The organism is Nostocoides japonicum T1-X7 (assembly GCF_001046855.1).
In the GTDB taxonomy this organism is placed as follows: domain Bacteria; phylum Actinomycetota; class Actinomycetes; order Actinomycetales; family Dermatophilaceae; genus Nostocoides; species Nostocoides japonicum.
The window spans coordinates 2,189,549-2,207,100 of sequence record NZ_HF570958.1; the positions used below are offsets into that span (position 1 = coordinate 2,189,549).

Here is a 17,552-nt window from a genome sequence, read left to right on the forward strand (position 1 = left end):
CCCGCCGGCATCGCATACGAGCCCCCGAGCGCCGTCAGCGAGCGGCCTCGCCGACGGCGCGGACGGGTCGTCGCACCTGCCGGACCGCCGCCGGCGGTGGAGACGACCTCGGTGCCGAGGGCGGCCGAGGAGCCGGACGGAGCGTGATTTGGACGGCGCCCAGGACGGCCGGTAGCCTTGCCCGTTGGTGCGCTCACCGAGCCGACGTCCTGCGCCGCAGGGTAGCTGTCAGCCGGTCACCCAGAGAGCGTGTCACCCGAAAGACGAAAGTGAGACAACCGTGTACGCGATTGTGCGCGCAGGCGGCCGTCAGGAGAAGGTCTCCGTCGGCGACGTCCTCATCATCGACAAGGTCGCTGGTGAGGCGGGCTCGACGATCGAGCTGACCCCCCTTCTCGTGGTCGACGGCAGCTCCGTCACCTCCGACGCGTCGGCCCTCGCCAAGGTGAAGGTCACCGCCGAAGTGGTCAAGCCCGCCAAGGGACCGAAGATCACGATCCTCAAGTACAAGAACAAGACCGGGTACCGCAAGCGCCAGGGTCACCGTCAGCACCTGACCCAGGTCAAGGTCACGGCGATCGAAGCCTGAGACCGGCTCACCTCCGACTTTCGAGAAAGGCCCAACTGACATGGCACACAAGAAGGGTGCGTCCTCGACCCGCAACGGGCGCGACTCCAACGCGCAGCGGCTCGGCGTCAAGCGCTTCGGCGGCGAGGTCGTGGGCGCGGGCGAGATCATCGTCCGCCAGCGCGGCACGCACTTCCACCCCGGCGACGGCGTCGGTCGCGGTGGCGACGACACCTTGTTCGCCCTCGTCCCCGGCGCGGTCGAGTTCGGCTCGCGCCGCGGCCGCAAGGTCGTCAACATCGTCCCGGCGGAGGCCGCCGCGGAGTGACCGGGACGGCCGGGAGCACGTTCCCGGCCCCCGACGATCGGAAGGGGCGGGCCGCACGTCGGTCCCGCCCCTTCCGTCGTCCGCCCCTTCCGTCGTCCGCCCCCCCGGACCCCGACGAGGCGGCCCCGTCCCTGGGCGCCGGTCAACGGCAGCCACCCGCATACCCCGGAAGCATCCGGCAACCGCCGAGCGAACCGAAACCGACAGAGAGGATCCCGGTCATGACGACCTTCGTCGACCGCGTCGTCCTCCACGTCACGGCGGGTGACGGCGGCCACGGCGTCGCCTCGATCCGGCGGGAGAAGTTCAAGCCGCTCGGCGGGCCGGACGGCGGCAACGGCGGCCGGGGCGGCTCGGTCGTCCTCGTCGTCGACCCGCAGTCCACGACCCTGCTCGACTACCACCGCAGCCCTCACCGGTCCGCCCCGAACGGCCGCCCGGGCGCCGGCGACGAGCGGGACGGCGCCGACGGCGAGGACCTCGTCCTGCCGGTCCCCGAGGGCACGGTCGTCACGACGACCGACGGTGAGGTGCTCGCCGACCTCGTCGGCCCGGGGACGTCGTTCACCGTCGCGCGTGGGGGACGCGGCGGCCTGGGCAACAAGGCGCTCGCCTCGCCGCGGCGCAAGGCCCCGGGATTCGCCCTCCTCGGGGAGCCGGGGGAGCGGCTCGACGTCGTCCTCGAGCTGAAGTCGCTCGCCGACGTCGCGCTCATCGGATTCCCGAGCGCCGGCAAGTCCTCCCTCGTCTCGGTCCTGTCCGCGGCCCGGCCGAAGATCGCCGACTATCCCTTCACGACGCTCGTTCCCAATCTCGGAGTCGTCACCGCCGGCAGCGAGCGGTTCACCGTCGCCGACGTGCCCGGTCTCATACCCGGTGCGAGCCAGGGCAAGGGGCTCGGTCTGGAGTTCCTCCGCCACGTCGAGCGCTGCTCCGTCCTCGTCCACGTCGTCGACTGCGCGACGCTGGAGCCCGGGCGCGACCCGATGACCGACCTCGAGGTCATCGAGAAGGAGCTCGCGGCATACGTCCCGGATGCCACCCTCGGCGGCCAGCCGCTCTCCGAGCGCACCCGCATCGTCGCCCTCAACAAGGCCGACGTGCCCGAGGCCCGCGAGCTGGCCGAGATGGTCAGGCCCGACCTCGAGGCCCGCGGCCTGGAGGTGTTCGTCGTGTCCGCCGTCGCCCACACGGGGCTTCGGGAGCTGACCTTCGCGCTCGCCCGGCACGTCGCGCGGGCGCGGGCCGAGATCGCGGTCGTCGAGCCCCCCCGCGTCGTCCTCCGCCCCCGGGCCGTCGACGACAGCGGCTTCGTCGTGCGGCGCGAGCCGACGCCGGACGGCGACGTGTTCCGGGTCATCGGCGAGCGCCCCACCCGGTGGATCCGGCAGACCGACTTCTCCAACGACGAGGCCGTGGGCTACCTCGCCGACCGGCTGAGCCGGCTCGGGGTCGAGGAGGAGCTGTATGCCGCGGGTGCCGTCGCCGGGGACACCGTCCTCATCGGCCCGGAGGACGACGCCGTCGTCTTCGACTGGCAGCCGACCCTGAGCTCGGGGGCCGAGCTGCTCGCCGGGCCGCGGGGCACCGACGTCCGGCTGGACGAGGGCCACCGCCCGACCCGCGGCGACAAGCGACGCGAGTTCCACGAGCGCAAGGACGCCCAGACGGCGGCCCGTGACGAGCTCGCCTCGGAGCGCCGCGCGGGGCATTGGGCGACGGCGGGCGACGACGATGACGAGTGACACCTCGGACGTCGAGGTCGCCGCCCCGCCGCACCGAGGCCGGATCGCGACGGCCCAGCGGGTCGTCGTCAAGGTCGGGTCCTCGTCGTTGACCGGTGCCGGCGGCGGTCGTCTCCACCGGCCGGCGCTCGACGCGCTCGTCGACGCTCTCGCCGCCCGCCGGTTGACCGGTTCCCAGGTCCTCCTCGTCTCCTCCGGCGCCATCGCCGCCGGGCTCGGACCGCTCGGCCTCGCGAAGCGGCCGTGGGAGCTGGCCATGCAGCAGGCGGCAGCGAGCGTGGGGCAGGGCGCCCTCCTCGCGGCATACCAGGACGCCTTCGCCCGTCACGGGCTCACCGTCGGCCAGGTGCTCCTCACCGCCGACGACGTGACGCGGCGCAGTCACTACACGAACGCCAAGCGCACCTTCGACCGGCTCCTCGAGCTCGGCATCGTCCCCGTCGTCAACGAGAACGACACGGTCGCGACGCAGGAGATCCGGTTCGGCGACAACGACCGGCTCGCCGCCCTCGTCTCGCACCTCGTCGGGGCCGACGCGCTCGTCCTGCTCACCGATGTCGACGCGCTCTACGACGGCGCGCCGCGCCGTGCCGGCTCGCGCCGCGTGCCGCTCGTCGCGACCGCCGCCGACCTCGACGACATCGAGATCGGCGGGACCGGCTCCGCGGTCGGCAGCGGCGGCATGCTGACCAAGGTCGAGGCGGCGTCGATCGCCGGCGCCGCGGGCATCCCGACCCTCCTCACCTCCGCCGAGCAGGTCGTGCCGGGCCTCGCCGGGGCGGACGTCGGGACCGTCTTCGCGCCGAGCGCGACACGCCGGGCCTCCCGCAAGCTCTGGCTCGCGCACGCGACGACGGCCCGCGGGCGACTGGTCATCGACGAGGGCGCCGTCCGGGCGCTCACCCACCGCCGCACCTCGCTCCTGCCCGCCGGGGTCGTCGCCATCGAGGGGAGCTTCGGCGGCGGCGACGCCGTCGACGTCTGCGGCCCGGACGGCACCGTCGTCGCCCGCGGGCTCGTGAACTACGCCTCGGCGGAGCTGCCGAAGCTCCTCGGCCGGAGCACTCGCGAGCTGGCCCGCGCCTACGGTCCCGAGTACGAGCGCGAGGTCATCCACCGCGACGACCTCGTCATCCTCTGACGGGTCGCCCCCTGGCGGTCTGGCACCCGATCGGGGCGTGTGCACCACCTGCCGGGCCCGTCCTCGTATGCCGCCCCCGCCGAACCTTGGCGATCTGGCACCCGATCGGGGCGTGTGCACCAGGCGTCCCGCGCGTCGTACCTCCCGTGGTCAGGCGAGCCGGGTGACCTCGAACTGCATCTGGGGGTGGGCGAGGGCCTCCTGGGCCTGGACGAGCTGGAGCTCGCGACGCCCGGACTCGAGCGTCGACCGGAGCAGGTCGAAGACGCTGCTCGCCGTCCGGGCGAGGGCGACCTCCGCCGCGCCGGTCTGGAGCAGGTGGGCGGTGAAGAGGGCCGCCGTCACGTCGCCCGACCCGTTGGCCTTCATCGGGAGCCGCGGCGTGCGGACGATCCAGGCGCCCCGCGGCGTACAGGCCATCATCTCCAGGGTGTCCTCGGGAGCGTCCGGCTGCTCGACCGAGGTGACGAGGACCATCGACGGACCGAGCGCGCGCACCTTCTCGACGGCGTCGAGCGTCTCCTGCGCCGTCCGGGGCTCGGTGCCGGTGAGGAAGCCGAGCTCGAACTGGTTCGGCGTGATGAGGTCGGCGCGGGGGACGACCTGCTCGCGGAGGAGGTCGGGGATCGCGGGGTCGACGAAGCAGCCGCTCTTCGCGTTGCCCATGACAGGGTCGCACGCGTAGATCGCCGAGGGGTTGGCCGCCTTGACCCGGGCGACCGCGTCGAGGATGACGCCCCCGATCTCCGGCCCGCCCTGGTAGCCGGACAGGACCGCGTCGACCTCGCCGAAGGCCTCGCGCTCCTCGATGCCGAGGACGACCTCGCGCACGTCGTCCGCCGGCACGAGCGGACCGCGCCACGCCCCGTATCCCGTGTGGTTGCTGAAGACGACGGTGGGCACCGACCACACCTCGACCCCGAGACGCTGGAGCGGGAAGACCGCGGCGGAGTTGCCCACGTGGCCGTATGCGACGTGGGACTGGATCGAGAGGATCGTCGTCATCTGTCGATCCTCCCATCGGGCGCTCGAACAAGGCTCCCACATCGAGAGGCACTGAGACGACTTGCCCCACCGTGAGCTCCTCGCCCTCCGTGGTGTGATGTATCAGTGGATTATCCGGATCCCGCACTATGCGGATTTAGATCCGTTAAAGTACGAATAATCCGATCTGGTGAGGGGATTGCCATCGGACCCACCACACTTCTCAGGAGGTAACTCATGACGTCCGCTTCGCCCGGCTGGTACCAGGACCCCAACGCGCCCGACCAGCTTCGCTGGTGGGATGGAGACCACTGGACCGAGCACCGGCACCCGAAGGACGTGTCACCCCCCTCCCCGCAGCCTGGGTCGACATCCCCCGGCACGCCCCCGCCACCCGTCGGTGGCCCTGAGGGGCCTAGCCGTGCAAAGAAGCCCGTGTACAAGCGCGCCTGGTTCCTGGTTGTCGCGGGAGTCGTCGCCATCGTCGTTCTCGTGCAGGTGTTCAGCTCCCTCGGCGGGAGCGGCTCCACGAATGCCGACGCCCAAGGAGCCAGCTCGTCAACCACGACGGCACCGAAGGCCAAGAAGAAGGCAGCCTCGCCGGAGCCGGTCGACCGCGCGACGACGTCCTCGCCGTCCAAGAAGGGGCCCGGCGTGGGCGACAAGGCGCGTGACGGCAAGTTCGAGTTCGTCGTCCGATCGGTCAAGTGCGGAATCAAGGAGGTGGGCGACCAGTACCTCGGCAAGAAGGCCCAAGGTCAGTTCTGCGCCGTCAATCTCTCGGTGAAGAACATCGGCGACGCCCCACAGTCGATGTTCGCCGACAACCAGTACGCGTTCGATGCCAAAGGCCGGAAGTTCTCAGCGGACGCCGAGGCATCCATGTACGACAACCAGTCCCAGGTGCTGTGGGAGGAGATCAACCCTGGCAACTCTGTCAAGGGAAAGGTGTACTTCGACATCCCCAAGGGGGCCACGCTGGTGAAGCTCGAACTTCACGACTCGATGTTCTCCGGCGGTGTCAAGGTCACCCTGTAAGGCGGCCGGTCGGCCTCACTCGCCGACCAGGGCGACGGTCGGCGGGTAGACGACGCCGGTGGCCCGGCCGTCGGGATGGACCATCCAGCCCAGGCGTTTGCGGGTCCGCAGGGTCACCGCCGTGTCGGCGATCGAGGACGACGGGCCGAGGCAGTCCTCGAGCCACCGCTGGGACGCCATGAGGTCGGTCATCGAGGCGGTCCACATCGTGAGGAGGAAGTTCGAGGTGCCCGTGATCGTCATGCAGAGCCGGACGCGTGGCTCCCGCCGGACCCTCTCGACGACGTCGTCGAGGGCCGAGGCGGGCACCCGGCACCACCAGGTGACCGTCACGGGCCACCGGGTGAGCCGTTGGGCGATCTCGCACCGGAAGACGAGGCCGCCGCTGCGCAGGAGCGTGCCGAGCTGACGGCGCACCGTCGACGCCGGCCGGTCGATCCGGGAGGCGATGTCGGCCGCCGTGGCGCGCCCGTCGCGGGCCAGCTCGAGGAGCAGGGGCGCATACGTCGGCTTCCGGAGGCTGATCGACGACGGCGGGCGGGCGTCCGGGAGGACGCGGAGGGCGGCCCGCTCCCTGGGCCCCAGGGCGCCGAGCTGCCATCGAGAGCCCTCCACGTGGATCCGCGCGGCGATGTGGGTGCGGAACTGGGCGACTCCGGGGATCTCGCCGAGCTCGTCGAGCAGGATCTCGGACAGGTGCGCGAAGTCCTTGGCGAAGATGGTGACGAGGAGATCCCGGCCGCGAGCGGCATACTCGATCGTGCCCGCCCAGGGCGAGACGTCGAGGACCGCGCAGACCTGGTGCATGAGGCCCGGAACGATGTCGACCTCGACGAAGGCCGTCACGACGGTGTCGGCGAGCGGGTATGCGGTGATCCAGGCCGCCCCGTCCGCGCGGAGCCGGGCCCAGCGAGCGGCCAGGGTGGGGCCGCTCTCGCCGAGCACCGACGCGAGCTCCGACCACGTGCCCCGCGGGCGGATCTGGAGCGCATGGATGAGCGTCAGATCCCCCTCATCGAGGGGATGCTGCACGATTCTCATTCTGACAGACCTGTCAATGATCGAAACCGTGTCATTCATCCCACTATGTGGCGCAGTCGGGAACACTTGACGCATCCACCCCGCCGTTCCCCCGGAGGCCCTGCCCATGACCACCCCGTCCTTCACCGCGATCAGGGACGACGCCCGATCGCTCCAGGATGACCTCGTCGCGCTCCGACGAGATCTCCACCGCACTCCCGAGACCGGGCTTCAGCTGCCCCGGACCCAGGAGCGCGTCCTCGCCGCCCTCGCCGGGCTTCCGCTCGAGGTGTCGACCGGAACCGACACCTCGAGTGTCGTCGCCGTGCTCCGCGGCGGCGGTCGGGCCGCGTCCGACACCGCCACCGTCCTGCTCCGCGGCGACATGGACGCCCTGCCCGTCGTCGAGGAGACCGGCACCGCGTTCGCCTCGACGAACGGCGCGATGCACGCGTGCGGTCACGACCTGCATACCTCCGCGCTCGTCGGTGCGGCCCGAGTCCTCAGCCAGCACCGCGACGCCCTCGCCGGCGACGTCGTCTTCATGTTCCAGCCCGGAGAGGAGGGCTGGGACGGCGCCGGCGTGATGATCCGCGAGGGCGTCCTCGAGGCGTCCGGACGGCGCGTCGACCACGCCTTCGGGATGCACGTCTTCTCCAACCTCATGCCCTCGGGCGTCTTCGTCGGCAAGCCGGGGCCGATGCTGTCCGCGTCCCACGGGCTCACGGTGACCGTCAAGGGGGCGGGCGGCCACGGCTCCGCACCGCACCACGCCCAGGACCCTGTGGCCGCGATGGCCGAGATGATCACGACGCTGCAGACGATGGTGACGCGCCGGTTCGACATCTTCGACCCCGTCGTCCTCACCGTCGGTCTCGTCGAGGCCGGGACGAAGCGCAACGTCATCCCCGACACCGCCCGCTTCGAGGCGACGGTCCGCCGGTTCAGCGAGCCGAGCGCGGACCTGCTCGCCGAGGGCATCGACCAGGTCCTCCGCGGGGTCGCCCAGGCCCACGGCGTCGAGGTCGAGTACGACTTCATCGCCGAGTACCCGCTCACGGTCAACGACGCCGAGCAGGCGGCCTTCGCCGCCGACGTCATCCGCGAGCTCGTCGGCGAGGATCGTTACGTCGGCCTCGAGCAGCCGGTCAGCGGCTCGGAGGACTTCTCCCGCGTCCTCGCGGCCGTCCCCGGGGCGTTCGTCGGCCTCGGCGCGTGTATGCCGGGACTCGACCCGACGCGCGCGCCGATGAACCACTCGCCACGGGCCGAGTTCGACGACGCGGTCCTCGGCGACGCCACGGCCGTGTATGCCGCACTCGCCACCTCCAGCCTCGACGTCACGGCGCGTGAGAGGAGCGTCGCATGAGCACCCGCGCCTACGGCGACGACGCCGCACCGGCCCAGTCCCGCGCCCGGACGATCTTCGGCATCGGGGCCGGCAACGCCCTCGAGTGGTACGACTGGGGCATCTACGCGACCTTCACCGCGTTCTTCGCCTCGCAGTTCTTCCACGGCTCCTCGCAGGGGTCCGACGTCCTGAAGACGCTCGCCGTCTTCGCCGTCGGCTTCGTCGCCCGGCCGATCGGCGGCTTCCTCTTCGGCTTCGTCGCCGACCGCAAGGGCCGGCAGCTGTCGATGATGCTCACCGTCGCGCTCGCCGCCGGCGGCAGCCTCGTCATCGGCCTCACGCCGTCCTACCACCACATCGGCATCCTCGCGCCCGTCATCCTCGTCGCCGCCCGGCTCTGCCAGGGCCTGGCTCACGGCGGCGAGCTCCCCGCGGCCCAGACCTACCTGTCGGAGATGGCCCCGAAGGAGCGTCGAGGGCTCTGGTCGAGCCTCATCTACGTGTCCGGCACGGCCGGCGTCCTCGTCGGGACGCTCCTCGGGGCGATCCTCGCGTCCTTCCTCGACAAGGACCAGATGACGTCCTTCGGCTGGCGCATCCCCTTCATCCTCGGCGGCATCTTCGGCTTCTTCGCGATGTACATGCGGATGAAGATGGAGGAGACGGAGACCTTCGTGGAGGCGGAGGCGGAGATCGAGTCGGAGGAGTTCAAGCCGTCCCTCGTCCGACAGATCCTCGACCACCCCGTCCTCCTCCTCAAGGTCATCGGCCTCACGGTGGGCGGCACGGTCATCTACTACGTCTGGGCGGTCTCGGCTCCCTCGTATGCCATCAGCAACCGGGGCATCGACGCCAAGGGCGCGCTGTGGGCCGGTGTCTTCGCGCAGGTCATCTTCATCGCCGTCCTCCCGCTGTGGGGCCGGCTGTCCGACCGCGTCGGCCGGCGGCCGGTCATCATGTCCGGGACGGCCGTGCTCGTCGTCCTCCTCATCCCGCTCAACAACCTCATCGGCAACAGTGTCGTCAGGCTGGGTGTCTCGATGACCATCGCCCTCATCCTCATCGGCGCCTTCGTCTCGATCGGGCCGGCGGTGTTCGCCGAGATGTTCCCCACCCACATCCGGGCCGCCGGCCTCGGGGTGCCGTACTCGATCGCCGTCGCGCTCTTCGGAGGCACGGCGCCGTACCTGCAGACCTTCTTTGCGGAGAAGGGCGTCCCCAACGCCTTCAACTGGTATGCGATGGCGCTGGGTGTCGTCTCCATCATCACCGTCTGGTCCCTCCAGGAGACCAAGGGCATCGATCTGCGCCACGTCGAGGGCCAGCAGCGCTCCACCTCCGCGCAGGTGGAGCCGGCCTGAACAGGGCGTGGCCCGCCTGAGCCGGGTGGGCACCTCGCGTCCGCGCTGACGAGCCTCGGCGCCGTCCGGTCCAGGGGGACCGGCGGCGCCGGGGCTCGTCGGGGGTACCGGACGCCGACGGTCCCAGGGGCAGGAGCCGGCCGGCCGGGAGAGCGACCCCCGCACCCGGCATACCCTTGGGAGCATGACGACCCAGACCCCGCCGGACCGCCAGGCCGAGGCCGTCGTCGCGGACCTCGCGACCGCGGCGCGCGAGGCATCGCGCGCCGTCGCCCTCCTCACCAGGGTGGAGAAGGACGCCGCCCTCGAGGCGATGGCCGACGCCCTGCTCGACGATGCCGGCGCGATCGTCGCGGCCAACGCCGAGGACGTGGCCCGGGGCCGGGAGGAGGGGCTCACCGAGGGACTGCTCGACCGGCTCACCCTCGACGAGGCCCGCGTCGCCGCGTGCGCCGAGGCGCTCCGGGACCTCGCCCGCCTGCCGGATCCCGTCGGCGAGGTGGTCCGCGGGTCCACCCTCGCCAACGGCCTGCAGATCCGCCAGGTCCGGGTGCCCATGGGCGTCGTCGGGATGATCTACGAGGCGCGCCCCAACGTGACGGTCGACGCCGCCGGGCTCGGGCTCAAGAGCGGCAACGCCGTCATCCTCCGGGGCGGCTCGTCGGCTGCGGCCACGAACCGGGCCATCGTCGCGACCCTGCGCCGCGCCCTCGCCGCGCAGGGGCTCCCCGAGGACGCCGTCAACCTCCTCGACGGTGGAGGTCACGAGGCGGCCAAGGCGCTCATGACGGCCCGTGGCCTCGTCGACCTCGTCATCCCGCGCGGCGGGGCGGGACTCATCAGGTCGGTCGTCACCGAGTCGACGGTGCCCGTCATCGAGACGGGGGTCGGGGTCTGCCACGTCTATGTCGACGCCGCCGCCGACCTCGCCGAGGCCCTCGCGATCACCGCCAACGCCAAGACCCACCGGCCGAGCGTGTGCAACGCCGCGGAGACCCTGCTCGTCCACCGGGCCGTGGCGGCCGAGTTTCTCCCGAAGGCCGCGGCCGAGCTCGCCGGGGCGGGCGTCACCCTCCACGCCGACGACGCGGCGCGGGCGTATGCCGCGCAGGCCGGGGTCGCCGCCGAGGCCCTCGTCGAGGGTGACCTCGACCGGGAGTGGCTGGCCCTCGAGATGAGCGTCGCCGTCGTCGACGACCTCGACGCGGCCCTCGCCCACGTCCGGGAGCACGGGACGGGGCATACCGAGGCCATCGTCACCGAGGACCGGGCCGCTGCGCGCCGGTGGACGAGCGAGGTCGACGCGGCCGCCGTCATGGTCAACGCCTCGACGCGCTTCACCGACGGAGGGGAGTTCGGGTTCGGCGCCGAGATCGGCATCTCCACCCAGAAGCTCCACGCCCGCGGCCCGATGGGGCTGCCGGAGCTCACCTCGACGAAGTGGATCGTCGAGGGCGACGGTCAGATCCGCGCCTGACGCGGGCACCCCGACTCTCGACCGGTGGGCAGCGCGGCACTGTCGCCGGCGGAGCGTCTGAGAGGATGTCCGCCCGTGGAAGGCATGGAGGTCCGCAAGCTCGTCGAGCTCGAGCACCGGCACTGGTGGTACCGCGAGCGCCGACGGCTCATCCGACGGGCCATCCACGGTCTGCCGCCCGGGACCGCCCTCGACATCGGCGCCGCGGGGGGTGGTAACACGCGCGTGCTCGTCGAGCACGGCTGGGACGCCGTGGCCCTCGAGTACGGCCCCGACGGCGCGCAGGTGGCCCACGAGCGTGGCCTCGAGAGCCTCCGGGGCGACGCGACGGCCCTGCCGGTCGCCGATGCGAGCCTCGACCTCGTCGTCGCCTTCGACGTCCTCGAGCACATCGTCGACGACGCCGCGGCGGCCGCGGAGATCCACCGCGTGCTGCGCCCCGGCGGCACGCTCCTCGTCGCCGTGCCGTGCGACCCGCGGCTGTGGTCGGCCCACGACGAGGCCGTCGACCACGTGCGCCGCTACACCCGCGAGACGGTCGGCGACCTCGTCGCCGGAGCCGGCCTCACCATCGACGCCATGCTGTCGTGGAACGTCCTGCTACGCCCTGTGGTGGCGGTCCGACGCCGCTCGACGACCGGCAGCGACCTCGACGACGTCCACCCCGTCGTCAACCTCGGTCTGCGCTGCGTCATCGCCGCCGAGCGGTACCTGCCCGTCACGGGCCTGCCGGGGGTGTCCCTGCTCGTGCGGGCTCATCGGCCCTGACCTCGGTGGTCTGGGACGGCGCTCGACCGCCGGCAGGGGCGGGACCACCGCGAGCGTCGGTCCGTGCCGGACCGCCGTCCGCGCCCGCCGGCGCGGTGCCGCCGTCGGGAACCTCGAGCGAGTCGTAGGCGACGAAGTACGCCGGCCGGGCCTGGAGCGCGGCATACGTCCGCCCGACGTACTCCCCGAGGATGCCGAGGCAGAGCAGCTGGACGGCACCCATGCCCGCGACGACGGCGACCGTCGAGGTCCACCCCGGAGTCGTCATACCGAGGAACCGGCTCACGACCGCGTAGGCGACGACGACGAGCGCCGCGAGGCCGCCGACGAGGCCGAGCCAGGTCGCGGCACGCAGGGGGGCGATGGAGAAGCCGGTCACGCTGTCGAGGGACAGCCGCATCATCCTGCCGAGGGAGTACTTCGACCGGCCGGCCGCCCGCTGCTCACGGGTGTAGCCGACGGTGTCGGAGGGGAACCCGAGCGCGGGCACGACGAACCGCAGCACCCGGCCGTGCTCGGGGAGGGCGTTGACCGCGTCGACGGTCGCCCGGGACATGAGCCGGTAGTCGCCGGCGTCGGTCGGCGCGTGGAGGCCGGAGAGCCTGCGGATGACGCCGTAGAAGGCGCGCGCCGACAGGCGCTTGAAGGCGGTGTCGGTCGACCGGTCCTCCCGGACGCCGTAGACGACGTCGACCCCCTCTTCGCGAGCGATCCGGAGCATCTGCCCGACAACCTCGGGAGGGTCCTGCAGGTCGGCGTCGAGGGTCACGACGTAGTCGCCCCGTGAGCGGGCCAGGCCCGCGCTGATCGCCGCCTGGTGCCCCGCGTTCGCCCGGAGCCTGACGACCCGCAGCTGCGGCCACTCGCGCGCGATCCGCTGGAGGAGGACGGGCGTCGCGTCGCGGCTGCCGTCGTCGACGGCGACGATCTCGTATGCCGTGTCCAGCCCGTCGGCCACCGGGCGGAGCCGCTGCACGAGGAGGGGCAGCACGGCCTCCTCGTTGAACATCGGGACGACGATGCTGAGCTGCGGCCGCATGGTGCCAACCCTAGGCCGCCCTCCCGGAGGGAGACTCCGCAGCCGTGGGGGAGGCCCCCGACGTGAGCGAGGGCCCCCCGACGTATGAGATCGGGGGGCCCCAGGGCGCCGATCGGGAATGCACCCGCGTCGGCACCGGTGGCGGCCTCGGGGCAGGCCCCGCGACCACCGGGACGGCGGCGTCTCGCGCACGAGGCGTGAGGACCGCCGGGTGGACTGCTCCCGCCGAACCCCGCGGGGTGCAACGGTCCTGCGACGGTGGGGAGCCGACGCGTCGGGCGGACCCTCGGCGTGGACTCCGCAGTCCAGGCACCACGGGCTCGGGGGTGGACCGCGTCGTCGCACGCGATGCGTCGAGGTGACCCTCGTCGCCCTTCCACCCAGGGACCTCACGGCCGCCGGGTGGTCGGCTCTCCCGTTATCCGGTGCTGCCTGCCTCCCACGGCGTCTCGCCGGTCTCCCGGCCGGGCCCCGCAGGAATGCGTATCGAGTGTTCTACTCGCGCCCCGGGCCGCCCGCAACGGGTGCCGGCCCCGCTCTCGCCGGCCCACGGCTGTCCACCGGCGACGCACAGGGTCGTCCACAGGGCAATCGTGGTCCGGGCGGGTCGTTGTGCACACGCCTGTGCACGGTTCCGGTGGACAAGCCGCATCGTGTCCCGATCCCTCCGTCTCAACATCTGAGACGGATCGTGTCCACGGTGGGCCGCGGCATGGCATTCGTCGCGGCGGGTACGCTGAGGGCCATGACGACGCTTGTCCACCTCGTGACCGAGGGCGAGGTCCATCGCGAGCTGCCGATGAACCCCTACATGTACGGCGGGATCGCGCTGGCCCTCTTCGCCCTCGGGCTCCTCGTCCTCTGGTCCTTCCGCGGGACGGCCAACAAGATCCGCGACACGGGCGAGACCCACGACTTCGGTCACGGTCACGGTCACGGCGCGGGCCCCTCCGGACACCACTGAGGCACCCCCCGCACATGCGTCTCGGGGTCATGGGTGGCACGTTCGACCCCATCCACCACGGCCACCTCGTTGCCGCGAGCGAGGTGCAGAGCCGGTTCGGGCTCGACGAGGTCGTCTTCGTGCCGACCGGCCAGCCGTGGCAGAAGGCCGACGAGGGGGTGAGCCCGGCCGAGCATCGCTACCTCATGACGGTCATCGCGACGGCATCCAACCCGCGGTTCACGGTGAGCCGCGTCGACATCGACCGGCACGGTCCGACATACACCATCGACACCCTCCGCGACCTGCACTCCGAGCGGCCGTCCGACGAACTGCTCTTCATCACCGGCGCCGACGCGCTCGCCGAGATCCTCTCGTGGAAGGACGCCGACCGGCTCTTCGACCTCGCCCACTTCGTCGGGGTCACCCGTCCGGGCCATCTGCTGACCGACAAGGGGCTCCCCGAGGACCGGGTCACCCTCATGGAGGTCCCGGCCATGGCGATCAGCTCGACCGACTGCCGCGCCCGTGTCGAGGCCGGCCACCCCGTCTGGTACCTCGTTCCCGACGGCGTCGTCCAGTACATCAGCAAGTACGGCCTGTATGCCATGCCGCCCGAGCAGGTGCCGACCCCGGCGCCGCCGTCCGCCGAGGCGGCCGTCGAGGCGGCGGGCCTGCTGCCGCAGAAGGAGACCAGTGCCAGCCACTGAGCGTTCGATCGAGCTCGCCCGAGCCGCCGCCGCGGCGGCCGACGACAAGTTGGCCCTCACGGTCGCCGGCATCGACGTGAGCGACCACCTGCCCCTGGCCGACGTGTTCCTCGTCGTCTCCGCGTCGAACGAGCGACAGGTGGGCGCGATCGTCGACGCCGTCGAGGAGGCGCTGCGCCGCCTCGGGGCCCGGCCGTTGCGGCGCGAGGGGGAGCGCGAGGGCCGCTGGGTCCTCATCGACTTCGGCGATGTCGTCGTCCACGTCCAGCACCAGGACGAGCACCACTTCTACGACCTCGAGCGGTTGTGGAAGGACTGTCCCGACATCGACCTCGAGCTCCCGGACCGCCGGCCGGCGGACGAGCGCCGGACCGGCCGGCGATGAGCGCCGTCCGCCGGGTCATCGTCCTCCGGCACGGCCAGACCGGCCACAACGCCAAGGGGATCTGGCAGGGCCAGCTCGACGCGCCGCTGTCGGACAAGGGCCACGCGCAGGCCCTCGCCGCCGCCGCCGCCCTCGTCCACTTCCACCCGACGAGGGTGCTCGCCTCCGACCTGTCCCGGGCCGCCGACACCGGCCGCGACGTCGCCCGGGCCTGCGGCATCCCCATCGACCTCGACGCCCGGTGGCGGGAGATCCATGCCGGGCAGTGGCAGGGCCTGACCAACGACGAGGTCCGGGCGCGCTTCCCCGAGGAGCGGGCCATGCACGACCGCGGCGAGGACTTCAAGCGGGGCGTCGACGGAGAGTCGATCACCGACGTCGCCCGCCGGGTCCGGGAGGCCCTCGACGAGCTCCTTCCCTCGATGGCGCCGGGGGAGACCGTCGTCATCGCGACCCACGGCGTGTCCGGCCGCGCCGTCGTCGCCGAGCTCATCGGCATACCGCAGGACCTCGCCTGGCAGCGCCTCGCCGGCCTGTCCAACTGCCACTGGGCCGAGGTCGTCGAGTCCGGTCAGGGCTGGCGGCTGAGGACCTGGAACGCCTCCGCCTGACGGTCGCCCTCTCGTCCCGTCCGGCCCCTCGTGGTTCGCCGTGTCCGTCCCTTCTCGTGGTCACCGGGCACCTCGAACCGGGGTCAGCGCCCCATGGTGCGTGCGATTTGGTGGTTGACCCCGTCGAACGGTTACACTTCCGCAGTCCCGTGCGGGACGTCCCACCGGGGAAACTCGGGGCTGTGGCGCAGCTGGTAGCGCACCTCCATGGCATGGAGGGGGTCAGGGGTTCGAGTCCCCTCAGCTCCACAATTTCAGAGGTAGTCGAACTCCTGACATGGGTGTTCTGGCCTGTCGTTGCGGCGAAGGGTTCCGCGAGGCGGAGGGTTGCCTCCTCGTCTTCGTCGATGTCGATGCCGGTGGTGAAGGTCTGGTTGGCGAGGCGTTTCCCATGGGCGTCGGTGGTCTTGTAGAGCCGCTGGCAGTCGATCAGCAGCCGTAGGGCCTTGTTGATCTGCTTGCGCGGCCCTTGGTCTTGGTCGTGTTCGTCGGTGATGCGGCGGTCGATGTCAGCCAGGCCCGCTCGGATGCGGTCTTGGTGGCGCTTCAGGGTGGGTAGGTCGATGGCGTCGGCGAAGTGCGCGGCCAGGAGCTTGTCGGACTCGGCTTCGAGCCTGCGCCGGTTCGCGGCGAGTTCCGCCAGCTCATCGGAGCGTGCCGCGAACCGCTCATCGAATGCCTGCTCGACCTTCTTGGCGAGGCCGACGTACTGAGCCTCGTTGATGCTGATGCGGGAGTAGCAGTCGGCAACGAGCTGCTCAGCGACGGCAACGGGGATTGCACGACGGGTGCATTTCGTCTTGCGGGTGCGGCGGCCGCTGCAGGAGAAGTAGGCAGATTGGATGCCCTGCTTGTTCGTGGGCAAGTCGAGCTGCAACCGGGCGCCGCACGCCCCGCAGAACAGCGACCCTTTGAGGTAGTGGTCGTGGATGCGCTTGCGTGCTCGGGCCTTCTTCGCGGTGTCGAGGATCGACTGCACCCGATGCCAGGTGGCCAGGTTGGGAGGACAACCCGCGTTGCCGCAGGTAATCCAGCAGGATCGGGATTGGTGGCCAGTTCCTCCGCAGCGTCGGGCTGGAAGGGCCAGCGTAGGCCCCGCCCCAGGCCCCGTGTAGAGACCACCACCTGGGCCCGTGTTGAGGTTGACCCGGTTTCGTGGACATCCTGACCGGCTGGGCCTTGGGCCTGGCAGGAGAGGATGCCCTGATGGGTGCCAAGAGGAAGAGTTACACCCCCAAGTACCGGCAGGAGGCTGCGCGTCTGGTTATCGACACCGGTCGGACGATCGCGCAGGTGGCGCGGGAGATCGGGGTCGGGGAGCAGCTGCTGGGGCGGTGGGTCGCGATCGAGCGGTCGCGGATGGTGGACCCGCCGGCGGCGCTGGACGTCGATGAGCGGGCCGAGCTGGAGCGGCTGCGCGGGGAGAACGCCGAGTTGCGGATGGACCGGGAGTTCCTGAAAAAAGCAGCGGCCTTCTTCGCCACGGAGACCTCGAGCCCGAGCGGGCGTTCGCGGTGATCGAGGGGGAGAAGGCCGCCACGAGGCATACCATCGGGCGGATGGCCGAGCTGCTGGGGGTGTCCCGGTCCGGCTACTACGCGTGGGCGGCCCGACGGGACGCGGCGCCCGGTCCTCGGCAGGCGCGCCGGGCTGACCTGCTGGGCAAGATCAAGGTCGCCCACGACGCCTCCGACGCGGTGAACGGGGCGCCCCGGATCACCGCGGACCTGCGCGAGGCCGGTGAGGTCGTCTCGGTCAAGACGGTCGCGAGGTTGATGCGGGAGAACGACATTCGTGGGATCAGCCCGCGCCCGTGGCGGCCGGTCACCACCCTGGCGGACGCCAACCCGCACGCCATCCCCGACCTGGTCGGCCGCCGCTTCGACCAGGAGGCTCTGAACGTGGTGTGGACCTCCGACATCACCTACCTGGCCACGGGGCAGGGCTGGCTGTACCTGGCCGCGGTCCGCGACGGCTGCTCCCGCCGCGTCATCGGGTACGCCTTCGCCGACACCCTGCACACCGACCTGGTCGAGACCGCGCTGCGCCGCGCGGTCACCTTCCGCGACGGCGACACCAGCGG

The 17,552-nt window shown here is 71.7% G+C and carries 19 protein-coding genes, 1 tRNA gene and 2 pseudogenes; 18 read left to right on the plus strand and 4 right to left on the minus strand.

Annotation, left to right across the window (positions count from 1 at the left end; all coding sequences use genetic code 11):
• Positions 1-280 precede the first annotated feature (280 nt).
• The 4 genes from rplU to proB all read left to right on the plus strand — a co-directional run bounded on the left by rplU (position 281) and on the right by proB (position 3,782).
• Positions 281-589 (plus strand): 50S ribosomal protein L21, encoded by a 309-nt coding sequence (rplU, locus tag BN12_RS09755; protein ID WP_048552045.1) that lies wholly within the window; start codon positions 281-283, stop codon positions 587-589.
• 40 nt (positions 590-629) lie between these two features.
• A complete protein-coding gene (rpmA, locus tag BN12_RS09760; RefSeq protein ID WP_048552046.1) occupies positions 630-896 on the plus strand; it encodes a 50S ribosomal protein L27 in 267 nt (88 codons plus the stop codon).
• A gap of 221 nt (positions 897-1,117) precedes the next feature.
• A complete protein-coding gene (gene obgE / locus BN12_RS09765) occupies positions 1,118-2,641 on the plus strand; it encodes a GTPase ObgE (protein WP_048552047.1) in 1,524 nt (507 codons plus the stop codon).
• The gene (proB, locus tag BN12_RS09770) at positions 2,631-3,782 is read left to right on the plus strand and encodes a glutamate 5-kinase (protein ID WP_048552049.1); all 1,152 of its coding nucleotides are present in this window, start codon (positions 2,631-2,633) and stop codon (positions 3,780-3,782) included. Before obgE ends, proB begins: the two co-directional genes overlap by 11 nt.
• A 150-nt stretch (positions 3,783-3,932) precedes the next feature.
• Here proB and pdxY read toward each other — a convergent pair whose 3' ends face one another.
• Positions 3,933-4,787, minus strand: coding sequence for a pyridoxal kinase PdxY (gene pdxY / locus BN12_RS09775; protein WP_048552051.1), 855 nt, complete (start codon positions 4,785-4,787; stop codon positions 3,933-3,935).
• Between the two features lie 216 nt (positions 4,788-5,003).
• Here pdxY and BN12_RS26680 point away from each other — a divergent pair.
• Together BN12_RS26680 and BN12_RS23390 are read left to right on the plus strand one after the other, a co-directional pair.
• Positions 5,004-5,105, plus strand: a pseudogene (locus BN12_RS26680) (DUF2510 domain-containing protein); the annotation flags it as partial.
• Between the two features lie 96 nt (positions 5,106-5,201).
• Positions 5,202-5,804: a DUF4352 domain-containing protein gene (locus tag BN12_RS23390; RefSeq protein WP_053079996.1), complete on the plus strand. Its 603-nt coding sequence runs from the start codon at positions 5,202-5,204 to the stop codon at positions 5,802-5,804.
• A 15-nt stretch (positions 5,805-5,819) separates the two neighbouring features.
• Here BN12_RS23390 and BN12_RS09785 read toward each other — a convergent pair whose 3' ends face one another.
• A complete protein-coding gene (locus BN12_RS09785; protein WP_048552053.1) occupies positions 5,820-6,836 on the minus strand; it encodes an Lrp/AsnC family transcriptional regulator in 1,017 nt (338 codons plus the stop codon).
• Positions 6,837-6,951: 115 nt separating this feature from the next.
• Between BN12_RS09785 and BN12_RS09790 the strand changes: the two genes are divergently transcribed.
• The 4 genes from BN12_RS09790 (at position 6,952) to BN12_RS09805 (ending at position 11,781) form a co-directional block, all read left to right on the plus strand.
• The gene (locus BN12_RS09790; RefSeq protein WP_048552055.1) at positions 6,952-8,193 is read left to right on the plus strand and encodes a M20 metallopeptidase family protein; all 1,242 of its coding nucleotides are present in this window, start codon (positions 6,952-6,954) and stop codon (positions 8,191-8,193) included.
• Complete coding sequence (locus BN12_RS09795) at positions 8,190-9,536, plus strand: MFS transporter (RefSeq protein WP_048552057.1); 1,347 nt, start codon at positions 8,190-8,192, stop codon at positions 9,534-9,536. The genes BN12_RS09790 and BN12_RS09795 overlap by 4 nt, the downstream gene beginning before the upstream one ends.
• A gap of 184 nt (positions 9,537-9,720) precedes the next feature.
• Complete coding sequence (locus BN12_RS09800) at positions 9,721-11,013, plus strand: glutamate-5-semialdehyde dehydrogenase (RefSeq protein ID WP_048552059.1); 1,293 nt, start codon at positions 9,721-9,723, stop codon at positions 11,011-11,013.
• Between the two features lie 84 nt (positions 11,014-11,097).
• On the plus strand, positions 11,098-11,781 hold the full coding sequence (locus BN12_RS09805) for a class I SAM-dependent methyltransferase (RefSeq protein ID WP_235432553.1): 684 nt from the start codon (positions 11,098-11,100) through the stop codon (positions 11,779-11,781).
• Here BN12_RS09805 and BN12_RS09810 read toward each other — a convergent pair.
• Complete coding sequence (locus BN12_RS09810) at positions 11,732-12,820, minus strand: glycosyltransferase family 2 protein (protein ID WP_083454542.1); 1,089 nt, start codon at positions 12,818-12,820, stop codon at positions 11,732-11,734. The genes BN12_RS09805 and BN12_RS09810 overlap by 50 nt on opposite strands.
• Before the next feature lie 745 nt (positions 12,821-13,565).
• Between BN12_RS09810 and BN12_RS09815 the strand changes: the two genes are divergently transcribed.
• The 6 genes from BN12_RS09815 (at position 13,566) to BN12_RS24430 (ending at position 15,911) form a co-directional block, all read left to right on the plus strand.
• A complete protein-coding gene (locus BN12_RS09815; protein WP_157635433.1) occupies positions 13,566-13,784 on the plus strand; it encodes a hypothetical protein in 219 nt (72 codons plus the stop codon).
• Positions 13,785-13,813: 29 nt separating this feature from the next.
• A complete protein-coding gene (gene nadD, locus BN12_RS09820; RefSeq protein ID WP_048556240.1) occupies positions 13,814-14,473 on the plus strand; it encodes a nicotinate-nucleotide adenylyltransferase in 660 nt (219 codons plus the stop codon).
• Positions 14,460-14,858, plus strand: coding sequence for a ribosome silencing factor (gene rsfS / locus BN12_RS09825; RefSeq protein ID WP_048552065.1), 399 nt, complete (start codon positions 14,460-14,462; stop codon positions 14,856-14,858). Before nadD ends, rsfS begins: the two co-directional genes overlap by 14 nt.
• Positions 14,855-15,469: a histidine phosphatase family protein gene (locus BN12_RS09830; RefSeq protein WP_048552066.1), complete on the plus strand. Its 615-nt coding sequence runs from the start codon at positions 14,855-14,857 to the stop codon at positions 15,467-15,469. The genes rsfS and BN12_RS09830 overlap by 4 nt, the downstream gene beginning before the upstream one ends.
• A 176-nt stretch (positions 15,470-15,645) precedes the next feature.
• A tRNA-Ala gene (locus BN12_RS09835) sits at positions 15,646-15,718 on the plus strand.
• A 28-nt stretch (positions 15,719-15,746) separates the two neighbouring features.
• The gene (locus tag BN12_RS24430; protein WP_157635434.1) at positions 15,747-15,911 is read left to right on the plus strand and encodes a hypothetical protein; all 165 of its coding nucleotides are present in this window, start codon (positions 15,747-15,749) and stop codon (positions 15,909-15,911) included.
• A gap of 312 nt (positions 15,912-16,223) precedes the next feature.
• Here the strand turns inward: BN12_RS24430 and BN12_RS26685 are convergent.
• Positions 16,224-16,448: pseudogene (locus BN12_RS26685) on the minus strand (zinc ribbon domain-containing protein); the annotation flags it as partial.
• A gap of 227 nt (positions 16,449-16,675) precedes the next feature.
• On the opposite strand from BN12_RS26685, the gene BN12_RS09840 reads away from it, so the two are divergent.
• A complete protein-coding gene (locus tag BN12_RS09840; RefSeq protein ID WP_048554510.1) occupies positions 16,676-16,987 on the plus strand; it encodes a transposase in 312 nt (103 codons plus the stop codon).
• A partial coding sequence (locus tag BN12_RS09845) for an IS3 family transposase (RefSeq protein WP_235432361.1) occupies positions 16,984-17,552 on the plus strand: 569 nt, incomplete at its 3' end. The genes BN12_RS09840 and BN12_RS09845, both read left to right, overlap by 4 nt.

What these genes read in the sequence shown, in the direction of transcription:
- BN12_RS09790 (WP_048552055.1), top strand. Translation starts at nt 6,952, where the DNA reads ATGACCACCCCGTCCTTCACCGCGATCAGGGACGACGCCCGATCGCTC.
- BN12_RS09795 (WP_048552057.1), top strand. Translation starts at nt 8,190, where the DNA reads ATGAGCACCCGCGCCTACGGCGACGACGCCGCACCGGCCCAGTCCCGC.
- BN12_RS09815 (WP_157635433.1), top strand. Translation starts at nt 13,566, where the DNA reads ATGACGACGCTTGTCCACCTCGTGACCGAGGGCGAGGTCCATCGCGAG.
- rpmA (WP_048552046.1), top strand. Translation starts at nt 630, where the DNA reads ATGGCACACAAGAAGGGTGCGTCCTCGACCCGCAACGGGCGCGACTCC.
- BN12_RS09810 (WP_083454542.1), bottom strand. Translation starts at nt 12,820, where the DNA reads ATGCGGCCGCAGCTCAGCATCGTCGTCCCGATGTTCAACGAGGAGGCC.
- proB (WP_048552049.1), top strand. Translation starts at nt 2,631, where the DNA reads ATGACGAGTGACACCTCGGACGTCGAGGTCGCCGCCCCGCCGCACCGA.
- BN12_RS09805 (WP_235432553.1), top strand. Translation starts at nt 11,098, where the DNA reads ATGGAGGTCCGCAAGCTCGTCGAGCTCGAGCACCGGCACTGGTGGTAC.
- BN12_RS24430 (WP_157635434.1), top strand. Translation starts at nt 15,747, where the DNA reads ATGGGTGTTCTGGCCTGTCGTTGCGGCGAAGGGTTCCGCGAGGCGGAG.
- nadD (WP_048556240.1), top strand. Translation starts at nt 13,814, where the DNA reads ATGGGTGGCACGTTCGACCCCATCCACCACGGCCACCTCGTTGCCGCG.
- BN12_RS09800 (WP_048552059.1), top strand. Translation starts at nt 9,721, where the DNA reads ATGACGACCCAGACCCCGCCGGACCGCCAGGCCGAGGCCGTCGTCGCG.
- pdxY (WP_048552051.1), bottom strand. Translation starts at nt 4,787, where the DNA reads ATGACGACGATCCTCTCGATCCAGTCCCACGTCGCATACGGCCACGTG.
- BN12_RS09840 (WP_048554510.1), top strand. Translation starts at nt 16,676, where the DNA reads ATGGGTGCCAAGAGGAAGAGTTACACCCCCAAGTACCGGCAGGAGGCT.
- obgE (WP_048552047.1), top strand. Translation starts at nt 1,118, where the DNA reads ATGACGACCTTCGTCGACCGCGTCGTCCTCCACGTCACGGCGGGTGAC.
- BN12_RS09830 (WP_048552066.1), top strand. Translation starts at nt 14,855, where the DNA reads ATGAGCGCCGTCCGCCGGGTCATCGTCCTCCGGCACGGCCAGACCGGC.